Raw genomic sequence first — 16,146 nt, 5'->3', positions numbered from 1 at the left:
ATATATAAACAAAAAGCAGAAAGGAAACATATGGTGAAACATTTTTCGAAAAGGTTAGTAGAGACATTTTCTATTCGGAAAACTTGTCTAGGAGTCGGTTCGGTATTGATTTGTAGTAGCCTATTAGCCAGTCTCCAAGGTGGGCAGTTGGTGCATGCAGAGCAACTAGAAAGTACTGGCGAAGCCTTAACGCCTGCTCTGGCACTTGAAACAGACCAGGAGCTAGCTCATCCTGTCCAAGGAGAGCAAGAGGAAGCTGTAGCAGTAGATTCGGTGGTTTTACAGGATGAGTCAGGATCTTCTTCTCCAGACCAAGAAGAGAAGCTAGCAGATCCAACCGAGCCCAACTTTTCTCAAGCAAGCGCTGGTGAGCGTCATTGGGTTAATCATGCCCAAGGTGCCCAGGTAGTTGCGGATAACCAGGAGAATGAATTTCCAGCTAGTCGAGCTGTCGATGGGATTATCAATCGTTCAGCAGCCAATCTGGACCAGTCGCGTTGGGGAACAGAGATGGGCACAGATGACCGTCGACTTAAACTGGACCTAGGAAGTCCCAAGAGGGTGGAAGAAGTAGCCATTTACTGGGAAAGGGATAATGTCACAGGATTCCAACTGCAGGCTTCGGATGATAATCAGACCTATCGAACGGTTTACCGTAAAGCTGGCACAGAACATGTGGCACTCGATACTCGTTTTCAGCTAGAAGAAGCAGTTGAAGCCCGCTACTTTAAGCTCTTGATTGACCAGTATGACGGAGGTCAACTCAACTGGCCGTCCGTTTCACTCTATGAAATCGAGTTACTGGGGCAGGCAGTCTTGAACAATTTAGCCAAAGGTAAATCAGTCCAAGCAAATGGTCAGGAAGTAGCCAATTTATCAGCTGACAAGGTAACAGATGGCAATGGGACAACACGATGGGCGAGTGACCGTGGCCATAGTCCAAAATTTATCCAGATTGATTTAGGACAAAGAGAGACCTTTTCCACAATCACGGTAGATTGGGAACGTAAAAATGCTTCCAACTATCGCTTCCAAGTATCAGATGATGGGCAACAATGGAGAGATGTCCTGATACGTACTCAAAAACCAAGTGACTTCAAGGAGATTTTTTCACTGTCAACTAGCCAAACTGGTCGCTATCTCAAGCTAGTGATTGACCAGTTTGATGCGAGCGGGGAAACCAAAGATGGTCGGCAGGTTACCTGGGACACTGTTTCTGTTTATGAGATAGAAGTCTTTAAGGAAGCAGTTGTCGTACGACAGGAAGAAAGTCTGAGGGATATTGCTGCACGATTGGAAATTCCAATCCTGACTAGGGACTTGACCCGTTGGAGTCTACCACAGGTTCCTCAAGGTGTCGAAATTGAATTTATCGGGGCAGATTTGGAGCAAATCCTGGATAGAGATTTAACTATTTACCGGCCACTTGTGGATACGACGGTTAGCTACAATTACCGTCTTCGACGAGGGGATCAGGTTTATGAAACACCAGCTAGAGTTGTCCTGGTGGAGGGACTCTACCGAGTAGAAGAGTCTGATAATGCCAAGCTGACAGTCGCACCAGGTTTAGCTGAATGGAAGGGGCATACTGGCTATTTTCAAGCGCTAGCAACTAGCAGGATTGTTGTTAGTGAGGATGACCGGGAGGCCTTAGCCTATGCTGTCCAAAGTTTTAAGGAAGACTATGAAGCTATCACAGGAAGAAGCATTGCCCTTGTTTACGGTGAGGCGCCACAGGCTGGAGATTTCTACTTTGAACTCAATGATCGTGATCCTGGCTTGAAGAAAGAAGGCTATCTCCTAACTATCGGAGACCATATTAAGGTGGAGGCCAATCAAGTTACAGGTGCATTTTGGTCCACCCAGACCCTTTTGCAATTGTTAAACCAAAATCCAGACCAGATTGCCAAAGGGATTGCCAGAGATTATCCTAAATATGAAACCCGTGGGTTTATGTTGGATGTAGGGAGAAAACCGATCCAGCTCTCCGTTTTGAAGGACATGATCAAAGCTCTCTCTTGGTATAAGTTCAATGACTTCCAGCTCCACCTCAATGATAATTACATCTGGGTTGAAGAATACCAACGCGAAGGCAATCCTTACGGTGCTTATTCAGCTTTTCGATTGGAATCAGACATTAAAGAAGGAGGCAATGGCGGTCTCAACAAGGCAGACCTGACAGCAAAGGATGTCTTTTACTCCAAGGCAGAATTTAAGGAGCTGATAGCCTTTGCTAAGAATCGGGGTATTCGAATTGTGCCAGAATTTGATGCGCCAGCCCATGCTCTAGCCTTTACCAAGGTTCGTCCAGATTTGACCATGACGGATCGAACAGTTAATCGATGGGTGGATCACCTGGAGGTTTCCAATCCAGAAAGTCTAGCCTTTATTAAGAGTGTTTGGGATGAGTACCTGACAGGTGAGGATCCTGTTTTTGGGGAAACCGATACTATTCACATCGGCGTGGATGAATTTGAAGGTAACAACGAAGCCTTTCGTGCCTTCACAGATCAACTCTTACGCTTTGCTATTGACCGAGGGAAAACACCGCGCTTCTGGGGGAGCTTGACTGCAAAACCAGGAACAACACCAGTCCGTGTAGAAGGTACGGAGATGAATATTTGGTCAACAGGTTGGGCAAGGCCAGCGGATATGTACCAGCTGGGCTACTCCTTGATCAATACCTTGGATGGGGACCTGTATATCGTGCCTGCAGCTGGTTACTATGCCGACTACCTCAATGCTGAGCGACTCTATAATCAATGGGAAGTCAATAAGATGGGCAATACCATCATCCCTGCTGGTTCTGAGCAGATGAAAGGTGCTGCCTTTGCCATTTGGAATGATATGATTGACCGCCGCGCCAACGGTATCTTAGAACAAGATATCTACAAACGTTTTGAGGCAGTGCTACCAGCCTTGACGGCCAAGATGTGGGGCAACCGAGATGGAGGTAGCTATCGACAATACTTGGCTGCGGTGGAAGCCATTGGCAAGCCTGCCAATTACAATCCCCATCACCAGGTCAACAGTCTTGGGGAGACTTTGCTGCATTACAAGTTTGATTTGGATAATTTAGAAGATTTTTCAGGTAATAATTTTGATGGGAGCCAAGAACATGCCATCTCATTTGCGGATGGTCAAGCAGGTCGTGCCTTGCGTTTAGCTGGCGGTTCTTCTTATTTCAAGACACCGCTTGAGAAAGTTGGTCCTCAGAACAGCCTCTCTGTCTGGGTAAAATTGGATGCTTCAGCCCAGGGCGAACAGATTTTGATGGAGTCAGGTCGAGATGCCATAAAACTGGTTCAAAAAGAAACTGGAAAAGTCGGTCTGTCCCTTGAAGGCTATGACCATTCCTTTAACTATACCTTGCCGAGGGACCAATGGGTTCATCTAACCTTTAAAGGTTCAATTGGTATGAGCCAGCTGTATGTCAATGGGGAACTAGTAGATACCCTTTCTCGTCAAGCAACCGGTGGCAAGCAAGTGAGTTTGACCTTGCCGACGGCCTATATTGGCAGTAAAGAGCATGCCATGACAGGCCTGATTGATCAGTTACTTGTATGGCAAGACAAAGGGTTATCTAGTCTTCGCCCTGCTCGGCAAAATTGGCTTGTAAGTAGTGACAATGAAAATGCTGATGGACCAATTTCGATGGCATTTGACGGTGATAGCACAACAATCTGGCATACCCAGTGGCAGCCAGCCAAAAAGAACTTGCCTGCTACTATCTTGATAGACATGAAAGAAGCGCAGGATCTGGACCATTTGAACTATCTGCCACGGCAAACAGGGAACAATGGGCACATCACAGCCTATCAACTGTACGGCAAATTGCAAGAATCAGATGATTACCAACTCCTGAGCCAAGGTAACCTGCCAGACACAGGCCAAGAAAAGCAGATTCGCTTTAGTCCAAGGACAGTGCGGTATCTGAAGATGCTTGTTACGGATGGACACGGAGGCTTTGGCTCTGCTGCTGAATTGACACCCGCTAGCACCAACTATTCACAAGCCCTCAAGGAAAAAATCCTAGAAGCCGATGCCCACCTTCTTCTAGCGGCAGCCTATTCTCCAAGCAGTATCGAAGACTTAGAACAAAAAGTCAGATCAGCCAAGGCCTTGTTAGAAGATCAGGCAAGCCGTCAGTTGGTTTCGGAGAAAATAGCAGAGCTGACAGAAGCGATTGGCAATCTCAGTCTGAAAAAGGCAGAACCACAAGTTCGTTTGGAAAGACGGGAAGTTCTGGAAGAAATCGCCATTCCAGTTGAGAAAATTTCTGATGACCAATTGGCACTGGGTGAAGAAGTGATTGAAAGCCAAGGCAGAGCTGGAAGCATTCAGAAGATTTTTGAAGACAGATATGAGGATGATGTACTGGTTTCCAGTCGCCTGGTTGATACTGTCCAAACAGCTGCCCAAGCCAAGCGCATACGAGTTGGAACAGGCCGTGTGCAGCTGTTGGCAAGAAAAGGTCAGCTAGTCGACCAATTACAGGCACTATTGGCAACGGACAGAACTAGTTGGAAGCCGTGGGATGAGCCAACTTTCCAAGAGAAGGTGGCGAGTCTGCGCACTCAATTGGAAGATCCTGAAGTCAACCTGGATCAGATTGAAAAAGAGCTTGAGAAGCTTATTCTTCTTCTGGAGAAAGGAGCAAGGAATCAATTGCCAGAAGGTCTGACACTCCCAAGTCTTACTATTGAGTATAGAAAGAGAGAAATAGAGAACAAGCTGTCTTATCCTAGTTTGATGGAGGAAGATCCAAACCTTCCATTGGGAGAGAAGAAAGTGATTCAAATAGGTCTAGAAGGTTTCTTGAATCAGCATTATGAAGACGTCTATGTCCAAGGGGAGTTAGTTGCGAGCAGACTAGTGGAAACTAGCCAGCAGGATCCTTTACCAGAAATTGTGGCTGTGGGTAGTCAAGTGCCAGTTCGCCAGAAAGATGAGCAAGTCAGTCCAGACATGCAAGTGACTGCAGTGAGTGTTCCTCAGTTGCGAGATGAACAAAAACCAGTCTTTGAACAAGAAGCTGACAAACAAAGTAGCAGAAAACCTGTTGGTTCAGGCGAGACCGCTAGCCAAGCAAGACTACCAGAAACTGCAAGCAAAGATCAGTCAATCTTTGCTCTGGGTCTAGCATGTGGCCTTGTTGGAATCGGACTATCCTGTCAAAAGAGAAGAAGACACATAAGGTGAGAAAACCATTTGGACTGGTAAGTACTTGCCTCTATTCATCAGACCAACAAAAAAAGAAAGTTGCATCAACTTTCTTTTTTGCTTAGCTTGGTTAGGAAAGATTGGATAGCTTGCGAATCGTTGTGAGGAAGTTGCAGTGTAAGGTAGTTGAACTGCTTTCCCTTATAGCATCGGACTCCCTCTACAAGCGGGACTGGGATAGGATGCTGATGAGGGATTTCAAGAATCATGACATGAGGAGTAAAGCGAACAGCAAGGTCCAGGTGACTGGTAGCGAGCAACTTTCTCATCTGGTTCTCCTCTCCTTGTCCCATCGCGACAAGATGCCGAGTGTTGCGGGCAAACATCCCGTTATCGATATAGAGGGACAAGGCTTTTTGCATGATGAGGTTGGTGTCGTAATCAATCAAACTCTTGTACTGCAAGAAGGGGGATAGTAGTTCTTGAGGGAGGGCGATGCCCCCCAATCGCAGAGCAGGAAAGAGAGTAGGCGTGAAAGATTTGATATAGATAACCCGCCCAGCTGTGTCCAAGTAATGGAGGGGCAAGTGCTTTTGCGCATCAAAGTCAGCTAAGTAATCATCTTCCACCAAATAGACCTGATAACGCTCAGCCAATTCAACAATCTTTTTCAGACTGGCTAGGTCATAGCTTGCCCCCAAGGGGTTATGAAGACGAGGAATGGTGTAGAAAAATTTGATTTTACCTGTTTGAAAAATAGCTTCCAGTTCCTGCAAGTCAATGCCTTCAAAGGTTCGTTCAATTGTTTGGAAAGGTAGACCCTGGCGCTCCACCAAGTCTTGCATCCTATGGTAGGTAGGAGATTCGAGAAGAATATCCGTCCGCCCCTCACCAAAATTCATCTGGCTGAGGATATAAAGGGCCTGTTGGCTACCAGCTGTGATGACAAGCTGGTCTTTTTTTGTATAGACAGCATAATCAGCCAGCAAGCCTTGCAAGGAAATCCGCAACTCTTCCAGTCCCTCCTGTTGGTGGTAGTGATTGAAGAGATAGTTTTCCCGACCAAGTAAACTCTCGGTCAGACAAGAGCGGAAGTCTTCATAAGGCAATTGTTGAAAGTCTTCCGGATTCAGCTCCACAGTCCGATCTTGAAAATCCTGATCTTCTAGGATGTAGTAGCCAGATTTTTCCACGGCATAAATCCGATGCTGGTACTTAAGTTCCAACATAGCCTTCTGGACCGTGTCCTTACTACAACCGTACTCTTTGCTTAACTGGCGAATAGAGGGCAGTTTCTGCCCTCGTTTGTACCGGTGGGTCTCAATTCCTTCAATAATATCTGCAACAATTTTTTGGTAAACACTCATCATCTGTCCCCGTACAGTTTTTCTATATTGTAGCGAAAATGCGGTCAAACCGCAAGCTCTACATGAAGTAGACAATGGCTAGGTACTGCAAAATGCTAGCCAAGATGATAAAGAGGTGCCAAATCATGTGGAAGTAGGGGCGTTTTTTAGCGTAGAAACCAGCCCCAATGGTGTAAGACAGTCCACCAGCCAACATCAAGATCCAGAAGCTGGGGCCAGTCTGTTGGACAATCGGTGGCAGAATCAAAACCACCAGCCATCCCATGATCAGATAGAGGGCCAGACTGAATTTTTCATTGACTTTTTTGGCGAAAATCTTGTAGAGAATGCCGAAAATGGTCGTCCCCCACTGGATGATTAAAATGGTATAGCCCAGCCAGTTGTTCATGAGAGCTAAGACGACAGGCGTGTAGGAGCCGGCAATAGCGATGTAAATCATGGAATGATCGATAATACGCAAGACATACTTGTGGGTCGAACCGTAGGACATAGAGTGGTAAATGGCGGAGGACAGGAACATGAGAAAAAGACTGATGACAAAAATCGAAGTCCCTGTCGCAGCCAAGATGCTGCCCGTCTGGTAAGAGTGAATGGCAGAAATCGGTAGCAAGACCAGCATGGCTAGGGCAGCAACTGCGTGGGTGACCGCATTGCCAACTTCCTCGCCAAAAGAGAGTGGAAGAGAGAGTTTAAAGCTTTGGTTCATGGGAACCTCCTTGGTATTGTTCTGCGAGGGCCAGGGTTTCCTGATAGGCTAAAATGGTCTGACAGGCCTTGGCAATCAAGGGGTGAGCGTCCGTGTCTTTCCCTGCCAGACTGGCCACAAAACTATCATAGAGAGCCTGTGAGTCCAGCTCCTGCCCTAGCAGCTCAATCACCTCATGGATGCTGGCAATTGGGAAGACAGGCTTGCAGATGGTCACAACCAAGAGCCGTGCCAGCTGTCGCTGTCCGTATTTCTTCTTTATAGGTTTGGGAAGATAGCCATGTTTGACATAGTTGTTGATCATGGCAGCAGTCAGCGGTTTTTCTTTTAGGGAAATAGCAGAGCTGGTCTGCTGATTGACGTAGAGCAAGACTTGGTCTAAGTAAAGGTCTAGCGTGGGCAGTTGCTCCCAAGTAGGTAAGTTAATCATTTTAATCACCTTTTAATCTAGTTATGATAACTAGATTTTAACTTATAAGGATTGAAAATGCAAGAAAAAGGTCTCTATGATATAATAGTTGCATGAAAATTTTATTACCTAATGCAAAAGAATTAAATACAAATCTTGATAATTTTCCCTTTCAACCTTTGTCAGAAGATAGCCAGCAAGTTACGACCCAACTTGCCCAGTTGTCCCTGGCAGAATTGGCACATTTTTACAAACTCAATGAAGATAGGGCGCAGCTAGAAGCAGATCGGTGGCAACGAATCCTTCATGGTCAGGCCAAGTCCTATCCAGCTTTTCAACTGTACGATGGCCTCATGTACCGCTATATGAAGCGTCGTGACCTATCGACTGCAGAAGAGCACTATCTAGACAAGCATGTCTTGATTGCGACAGGTCTCTATGGCTTAATCTCACCTTTTGACCTCATTTCTCCCCATCGATTAGACTTTCAGGGGAGTGTGAAAATAGGCTCCCGTTCCTTAAAACAATTTTGGCGTCAAGCATATGACCGTCAACTAGAAGGAGAAGATTTGGTGATTTCCCTCTTATCATCGGAATTTGAACAAGTATTCAGTCCAGCCCTTCAGAAAAAGATGGTTCGTATCCAGTTTGCAGAAATCCTAAATGGAAAAAAACGAGTCCATTCAACCATTTCCAAAAAAGCAAGAGGGCGAATGGTTTCTCTCTTAGCAGAAAAACAGATCCAGGATTTGAAGGAGGTCTTACGATTGGAAGTTGACGGTTTTAGCTATCAAGCTGATCAATCTGACAAATTCAATATATTGTTTACGAAAATTATCAGTAAATAAATGCAAAAATTTCAATTTAACGTTTTCATTTACACAATATTTGTAGATATGCCATTTCCAATGTGATATAATTGGAGTGTTATAGTAAAAGGAAGGTCTATATGAATAACAAGCGAAATCGGAAGAACTCCTCTAAACTTGGCCTCGTTAACTGTGCCTTACTCATCGTGTATGGCTTGTTAGCGGGCTTGTTTCTTATCACAATGTACCGCTACCAAGTGCTTGATTTTCGGGCTATCAACCATGTGGTGACAGGATTGATGGTTGGAGTCTTTTTATTAGGCGTTTTTTTAGTCTTCAAAAAAGCTGCTCGTGTCTTCACATGTATCCTGTTGGTGCTTGCCTTACTTGCTAGCTCGTTGGGACTCTATGGATTGCGAAGCGTTGTCAATCTGTCATCTAATCTAAACTCTTCGTCTAGTTTTACAGAGTATGAGATGAGTGTCATTGTTCCTGCTGATAGTTCCATTACCGATGTCAGCCAACTGACCAGCGTCCTAGCACCGACTGCCAATGATGCCAGCAACATTGATGAATTGGTAGCTAATGTCAAATCGATGGAGAATTTTGACCTCCCATTGACCCAATCGTCTTCCTATTTAGATGCCTACAATACCATGATGAATGGTGGAGCAGAAGCCATGGTATTGAATGGTGTTTTCTCAGATATTATTGAAACTGAAGTGCCAGACTTTGCTTCCAAAGTGAAGAAAATCTTTACCTATACCATTACAAAAGAAGTCGATGCGAGCAACGAAGAAGTTTCAGGAGATGTGCTCAATATTTACATTAGCGGTATCGATACCTATGGACCGATTTCATCTGTGTCACGTTCAGATGTCAATATCATCATGACGGTTAACATGAAGACCCATAAGGTTTTGTTAACAACTACGCCTCGGGATGCCTATGTAGCTATTGCTGACGGTGGTCAAAACCAATATGATAAATTAACCCATGCGGGTATCTATGGTGTGACAGCTTCGGAACATACCTTGGAAAACCTGTATGGAATAGATATCCACTATTATGTCCGACTCAATTTCACGTCCTTCTTGAATTTGATTGATGTAGTAGGAGGAATAGATGTTTATAATGAAACTGAATTTACAAGTATCCATGACAATACACATTTCTCAGTTGGAAACATTCATTTAGATGCGAAACAAGCTTTGGCGTTTGTGCGTGAACGCTATGCTCTGTCAGATGGGGATGCAGATCGCGGACGCAATCAACAAAAAGTGATTGCAGCCTTGATCGAAAAATTAAGTAAACCTGAGAATTTGACCAACTACCAAGAGATTATCTCAGGTATTGAATCCTCTGTTCAGACAGATATGCCATTGGAAACCATGATGCAACTGGTCAATACACAGATGGAATCAGGTTCTTCTTATTCTGTTGAGTCGCAAGATTTGACAGGTACTGGTCGCATGGACTTGCCATCTTATGCTATGCCAACTTCACAACTCTACATGCTTGAAATCAATCAAGAAAGCTTGACACAAGTAACTAATAAGATTCAATCAATCATTTCGGGGAATTAACATGCTAGATATACATTCTCACATCATCTTTGGGGTGGATGATGGTCCAAAGACGCCAGAGGAAAGTTTGGCTTTATTACAAGAAGCCTATCGCCAGGGTGTCAGAGGAATCGTTGCGACTTCGCACCGTCGAAAAGGAATGTTTGAAACGCCAGAAGAAACCATCTGGCAAAACTTCCGACAGGTGCAAGAGTTAGCCAAACAAGTAGCAGATGACCTATTTATCTACTATGGAGCGGAGATTTATTATAGTCGGGAATACTTAAATAAACTCGAAAAAAAAGAAATACCAGGCTATGCCAGCTCAGATGCAGTTTTAGTTGAATTTTCAACCAACACACCTTTAAAGGTCATTCAAGAAGCAGTTCGAGAATTATTGGCAATGGGTAAGACACCCGTTCTTGCTCACATCGAACGATACGAGGCTTTGGAGGGAGAATTTGAAAAAATTCAATCCCTCATTGACCAAGGAGCCTATATGCAAATTAATAGTTCCAGTGTCTTGAAAGCCAAATTGTTTGGAGACCGTCATAAGGCCTTTAAAAAACGTGCCAAGCAATTTTTAGATCAGAATTTGATCCATTTTGTTGCCTCAGATATGCACAACCTATCTTCACGGCCACCTTATATGCAGGAAGCCTATGAATTGATCAGCCAGCGTTATGGCCAAGACTATGCCAAGGATTTGTTTATGAACAATCCCTTGGATTTATTGAAAAATAAGTTGTAAAAATAAGGAGAAATTATGAAAAATCAGGAAGAAAATCTATTAGAGATTGATGTTCTCTACCTATTAAAAACTTTGTGGAGAAAGAAATTTTTTATCATCGTTGCCTCTTTGGTGACAACTGTTATTGCTTTTGTCATTTCAGCATTCTTGATGACACCACAGTTTGATGCAACAACCCGCATCTATGTGGTCAATCAATCGGTTGAAGGTGCGCAGGGCTTGACCAACCAGGAATTGCAAGCCGGTACCTATTTGGTTAAGGACTACAAAGAAATCATCATGTCTCAAGATGTTTTGTCTCAAGTTGAAGCGGACTTGGGGTTGACAGATGACCTTAAAGGGAAAGTTTCTGTTCAAATTCCAGTCGATACCCGTATTGTGTCGATTACTGTTCGTGATAGTGATCCAAATGAAGCAGCTCGCATTGCCAACAGTCTCCGTACCGTTGCAGCGGAAAAAATTATCGAAGTAACGAAAGTGAGTGATGTGACAACCTTGGAAGAGGCGACGCCCGCAAAATCACCATCTTCACCAAATACAACCCGAAATCTGGCACTTGGTTTCATGGTGGGTGCCTTCTTAGCAGCGAGTCTCATTTTGGTTATGGAAATACTTGATGACCGAATCAAGCGTCCAGAAGACGTTGAAGAAAAAATGGGTCTCCCACTCTTGGGTGTTGTACCAAATATTAACAAATTGAAGTAGGAGTAAAACATGTCACATCTTGAATTAGCAAGAAATAAAAAACAATTGGTTAAGAAAACGGAAGAATATTTCAACGCCATTCGGACCAACATCCAGTTGAGTGGTGATGGAATCAAGGTAGTGGGGATTACCTCTGTTCAACCAAATGAAGGAAAAAGTACCACTGCAGCTAGTATTGCTATTGCTTTCGCGCGTGCAGGTTACAAAACTATTTTGGTAGATGCAGACATTCGAAACTCCGTTATGTCTGGTTTCTTTAAGCCCAAAACAAAAATTACTGGCTTGACGGATTACCTTTCAGGACGGACAGATTTGTCACAAGGCTTGTGTGAAACGGATGTTCCAAATCTAACAGTCATTGAATCTGGGAATATTTCGCCCAACCCAACGGCTCTTTTACAAAGCAAGAACTTTGATAGTTTGATTGCTACCCTGAAACGGTACTATGATTACGTGATTATCGATGCTCCACCACTTGGCTTGGTCATTGATGCGGCAATCATTGCTCAAAAATGCGATGCGACAGCGATCGTAGCAGAAGCAGGCACAGTCAAACGCAAGGCAGTTTTGAAAGTCAAAGAACAGTTAGAACAAACAGGAACACCATTCCTTGGTATTATCTTGAATAAATTTGATACCTCTTTGGAGAAATATGGTTCATACGGAAACTACGGTAGCTACGGAAATTACGGGAAAAAATAGCGTTCCATAGGGAGATTTTGGATGGAAAATAGTAGTAGGAGGCAGTCAAACCTTCTCTTTGTTCAATTAGCTGTTGTGATTTTAGTTGGGATGGTAATTGTAGAACTTCCCTACACAGATATGACGCGTTCTGATTTGATTATTCTAGGATTGATACACTTTTTTGCCTATTACAGTTCTAGAATGGAAGAAAATTTTTGGAACAGGGACGCTATTCGGGAACTGGAAAAAGTTGTCATCTACAATGTTATCTTCTCACTCTCTTTATCCTTCATAGCATTTATGCTAGAAGAGAATTTTATCATTTCACGTTGGGAAGTCATCTATTTCCTTGTCTTGAATACGATGGGGATCTATCTGATTAACCTCGTATTGAAAGGTCTGCATCAGTCTACGGCAGCCAATCGCTTATTGGTGCTTACTGTTTCAGAACGTTTGAATCAGGTCTTGACCAACTTACAAACACTCGGATTGAAGCCTGAAAATATTGCAGGTATCGTCTTAATGGACAAGGAGCCAAAACAAGTTGGCGACTTGCATTGGGTTCAAGTGGAAGATGCAATTCATTTTGCCAAAACAGAGGCCATCGACAAGGTTTTCATCAATGTTCCAAGCAGTCAGACAGACTTGGATTTGGCTTATTGGATTTCAGAATTTGAAGTCATGGGAATCGAAGTCAATGTGCATGTTAACCTATATGACCTCGATACATTTGGCAGCAAAAAAATTCGCCACTTCGGGAATTTCCACATCATTAGCTTTTCTTCCAATTTTTATTCGATTAGTCATGTGATTTTGAAGCGCATTGTGGATATCATCGGTTCCCTTGTTGGTCTAGTCTTATTTGGAATTGCATATCTTATATTAGCTCCGATCATCAAAAAGGATGGCGGACCTGTTATCTTTGCTCAGGACCGCGTTGGTCGAAATGGTCGTGTCTTTAAGTTTTATAAGTTCCGCTCCATGAGTCAGGATGCTGAAGAGCGCAAATCAGAATTGTTAGAGCTAAATCAAATGCAGGGGGGGATGTTTAAGATGGACAACGATCCCCGCATTACAAAAATTGGCCATTTTATTCGAAAAACCAGTTTAGATGAACTCCCACAATTTTACAATGTACTAAAGGGAGACATGAGCTTGGTCGGAACCAGACCGCCAACGGTTGATGAGTTTGAAGCCTATACACCTAGTCAAAAACGCCGCCTCAGCTTTAAACCTGGGATTACAGGACTGTGGCAGGTTAGCGGAAGAAGCGATATCACCAATTTTGATGAGGTGGTGAAGCTAGACTTGGCTTATATCGATAATTGGACAATCTGGTCGGATGTTAAAATTATCTTATTGACCATCAAGGTCATCCTATTCAGAGAAGGGGCTAAGTAAAAGAATGAAAAAAGTAGGGTCAGTCAAGCTAAATTTCATTATGAATTTTATTTTGACTATATCGAATTTTATCTTCCCCTTGATTACCTTTCCCTATGTGTCACGTGTTTTAGGAGCAAGTGGGGTTGGAACGGTGAACTTTGCGACATCCATTATTTCCTACTTTTCAATGGTTGGAATGATGGGGATTCCCACTTACGGTATTCGGGCATGTGCCAAAGTTCGTGACGATAAAGAAAAGTTAGAAAAAACTGTTCAAGAAATCATGGCCTTGAATATGATTGTCATGGCCGTATCATTTATTTTCTTATTTGTAACAGTTTTATCTGTACCAAAATTGCTTGCTGAAAAAGAATTATACTTGATATTGTCATCGACCTTACTCTTTAATGTGCTAGGAGTTGACTGGCTATACAAGTCTTTGGAGCGCTATAGTTATATGACCATTCGCTCTATTCTATTTAAGTTCATCTCTGTATTATTGTTATTTCTCTTGGTGCATTCACCAGAAGATTATGTTATATATGGAGCGATTAGCGTATTTGCAGCGGTCGGTTCAAACCTTCTAAATTTCCTCGGCTTGAACCGATTGGTCAGCTTAAAGCCCAAAAAGGACTTGAACCTGCTTCAACACCTAAAACCAACCTTAACCTTTTTCCTCTTAACCGTATCTACAACAATCTATGTCAATGTTGATACGACCATGCTTGGCTTTGTAAAAGGAAATGAAGCGGTCGGCTACTACTCAGCTGCTGTCAAAATTAAGCAGATTTTGGTAAGTGTTGTGACTTCTTTGGGTGCAGTATTATTGCCGCGCTTATCGTATCACTATGAACAAGGCAATCATGGTGAATTTGAACGCCTGACCAAGAAGGCGCTTAATTTTGTCTTTCTCTTATCCATTCCTTTGGTGATTTACTTTATTTTTGTCAGTCGAGATGCAATCGTCTTTCTTTCTGGACAGGACTTCCTACCAGCAGTCCTTCCTATGCAATTTATCATGCCAACTGTTCTTTTCATTGGTCTTTCAAACCTAATGGGAATGCAGATTTTGGTACCGACCAATCGAGAAAAGTTAGTGGTTTATTCAACGGTTTGTGGTGCCTTGATTGATGTGGTCATTAATTTATTTTTGATTCCAAATCTTGGAGCGCAAGGAGCAGCCATAGCTGGTAGTATTGCTGAATTTAGTGTGACGGCCATTCAGTTTTTGTTCATTAAAGAGTTTATGTGGCCGATTTTAAAATCCATTCACTTTGGAAAAATAGGCCTAGCCTTGCTGGCAGCAAGTCTATTGCTTGTACTGATTCAGGCAAACCTTGTCTTGAATACCTTTCTACAATTAGCCTTGACGGGAAGTGCCTTCTTTGGTCTATATGGATTGGTCTTATATGGCTTAAAAGAAGAATTTGTCAGAGAGACAGTTGATTCCCTTTTGCAAAAAATTAATTTTAGGAGATAAACTATGAAACAATTTGATTATCTAGTAGTCGGTGCCGGTTTGTTTGGTGCAGTTTTTGCCCATGAAGCAGCCAAAAAAGGTAAAAAGGTAAAAGTGATTGAAAAACGTGACCATATCGCCGGTAATATATACACCAAAGAAGTAGAAGGCATCCAGGTCCATGAGTATGGTGCGCATATCTTCCATACTTCTGAAAAGGAAATCTGGGATTATGTTAACCAGTTTGCAGAATTCAACCGCTACACCAACACACCAGTTGCCAACTACAAGGGTGAAATTTACAACCTTCCATTCAACATGAATACCTTTAACAAGCTCTGGGGTGTGGTCACTCCTGCGGAAGCTGAGGCAAAAATCGCAGAGCAGCGTGCTGTTTTGGGTGGTAAATCTCCTGAGAACCTGGAAGAGCAAGCGATTTCCCTTGTAGGTACAGACATCTATGAAAAATTGATCAAGTCATACACCGAGAAACAATGGGAAAAACCATGTACGGAGTTGCCTGCCTTTATCATCCGTCGTTTGCCAGTGCGTCTGACCTATGACAATAACTATTTCAACGATACCTATCAAGGTATTCCAATCGGTGGTTACACGCAGATTGTTGAAAAGATGTTGGCTCATGAAAATATCGATGTGGAGACAAACGTTGACTTCTTTGCCAATAAAGAAGAATATTTGTCAAACTTTCCAAAGGTTATCTTCACAGGTATGATTGATGAGTTCTTTGATTATGAACTGGGTGAATTGGAATACCGTAGCCTTCGTTTTGAAACGGAAGTCTTGGATATGGAAAACTACCAAGGTAATGCGGTTGTTAACTACACTGATAGCGAAACACCATATACTCGAATCATTGAGCACAAACATTTTGAGTTTGGGACACAAGAAAAAACCATTATTACTCGAGAGTATTCGAAGACTTGGAAACGTGGGGATGAGCCTTACTATCCAGTTAACAATGACCGCAACAACAAACTCTATACTGCCTACAAGCGCCTTGCAGAACAACAAGAGAATGTCATTTTCGGAGGCCGTCTGGGTCATTATCGCTACTATGATATGCACCAGGTTATCGGAGCAGCTTTGCAGTGTGTGAGAAATGAAGTGAAATAAGAGGAGAATGT

The 16,146-nt window shown here is 43.1% G+C and carries 12 protein-coding genes; 9 read left to right on the top strand and 3 right to left on the bottom strand.

Going from position 1 to position 16,146, the window contains the following annotated elements:
• The first annotated feature begins 105 nt into the window (after positions 1-105).
• On the top strand, positions 106-5,202 hold the full coding sequence (locus JNG37_RS01410; RefSeq protein WP_202848229.1) for a discoidin domain-containing protein: 5,097 nt from the start codon (positions 106-108) through the stop codon (positions 5,200-5,202).
• 65 nt (positions 5,203-5,267) lie between these two features.
• Here the strand turns inward: JNG37_RS01410 and JNG37_RS01405 are convergent, their stop codons facing one another.
• Genes JNG37_RS01405 through JNG37_RS01395 form a run of 3 tightly spaced genes read right to left on the bottom strand, consistent with a single transcriptional unit; the run spans position 5,268 to position 7,666 of the window.
• On the bottom strand, positions 5,268-6,530 hold the full coding sequence (locus tag JNG37_RS01405) for an aminotransferase-like domain-containing protein (protein WP_158455301.1): 1,263 nt from the start codon (positions 6,528-6,530) through the stop codon (positions 5,268-5,270).
• Positions 6,531-6,588: 58 nt separating this feature from the next.
• Positions 6,589-7,236, bottom strand: a complete 648-nt coding sequence (gene trhA / locus JNG37_RS01400) for a PAQR family membrane homeostasis protein TrhA (RefSeq protein ID WP_158454350.1) — start codon at positions 7,234-7,236, stop codon at positions 6,589-6,591.
• The gene (locus JNG37_RS01395; RefSeq protein WP_158454352.1) at positions 7,220-7,666 is read right to left on the bottom strand and encodes a DUF1836 domain-containing protein; all 447 of its coding nucleotides are present in this window, start codon (positions 7,664-7,666) and stop codon (positions 7,220-7,222) included. Before JNG37_RS01395 ends, trhA begins: the two co-directional genes overlap by 17 nt.
• Positions 7,667-7,758: 92 nt before the next feature.
• Between JNG37_RS01395 and yaaA the strand changes: the two genes are divergently transcribed.
• The 8 genes from yaaA to glf all read left to right on the top strand — a co-directional run bounded on the left by yaaA (position 7,759) and on the right by glf (position 16,135).
• Positions 7,759-8,493 (top strand): peroxide stress protein YaaA, encoded by a 735-nt coding sequence (gene yaaA / locus JNG37_RS01390; protein ID WP_158454354.1) that lies wholly within the window; start codon positions 7,759-7,761, stop codon positions 8,491-8,493.
• Between the two features lie 101 nt (positions 8,494-8,594).
• A complete protein-coding gene (cpsA, locus tag JNG37_RS01385) occupies positions 8,595-10,040 on the top strand; it encodes an LCP family glycopolymer transferase CpsA (RefSeq protein ID WP_158454356.1) in 1,446 nt (481 codons plus the stop codon).
• Between the two features lies 1 nt (position 10,041).
• Positions 10,042-10,770 carry a CpsB/CapC family capsule biosynthesis tyrosine phosphatase gene (locus JNG37_RS01380; RefSeq protein ID WP_158454358.1) on the top strand — a complete coding sequence of 243 codons (729 nt, stop codon included), beginning with the start codon at positions 10,042-10,044 and terminating at the stop codon, positions 10,768-10,770.
• Positions 10,771-10,785: 15 nt separating this feature from the next.
• Positions 10,786-11,475 carry a Wzz/FepE/Etk N-terminal domain-containing protein gene (locus JNG37_RS01375; protein WP_158454360.1) on the top strand — a complete coding sequence of 230 codons (690 nt, stop codon included), beginning with the start codon at positions 10,786-10,788 and terminating at the stop codon, positions 11,473-11,475.
• 9 nt (positions 11,476-11,484) lie between these two features.
• The gene (locus JNG37_RS01370; RefSeq protein WP_158454362.1) at positions 11,485-12,177 is read left to right on the top strand and encodes a tyrosine-protein kinase; all 693 of its coding nucleotides are present in this window, start codon (positions 11,485-11,487) and stop codon (positions 12,175-12,177) included.
• A gap of 21 nt (positions 12,178-12,198) precedes the next feature.
• Positions 12,199-13,560, top strand: a complete 1,362-nt coding sequence (locus JNG37_RS01365; protein WP_158454364.1) for a sugar transferase — start codon at positions 12,199-12,201, stop codon at positions 13,558-13,560.
• Between the two features lie 40 nt (positions 13,561-13,600).
• A complete protein-coding gene (locus tag JNG37_RS01360) occupies positions 13,601-15,022 on the top strand; it encodes a flippase (protein ID WP_238336216.1) in 1,422 nt (473 codons plus the stop codon).
• Between the two features lie 3 nt (positions 15,023-15,025).
• Positions 15,026-16,135, top strand: a complete 1,110-nt coding sequence (glf, locus tag JNG37_RS01355) for a UDP-galactopyranose mutase (protein ID WP_158454368.1) — start codon at positions 15,026-15,028, stop codon at positions 16,133-16,135.
• The last annotated feature ends 11 nt before the right edge of the window (positions 16,136-16,146 follow it).

The sequence above is a fragment of the Streptococcus suis genome (assembly GCF_016775005.1).
Lineage (GTDB): Bacteria > Bacillota > Bacilli > Lactobacillales > Streptococcaceae > Streptococcus > Streptococcus suivaginalis.
This window is presented reverse-complemented; position numbering and strand designations above follow the sequence as displayed.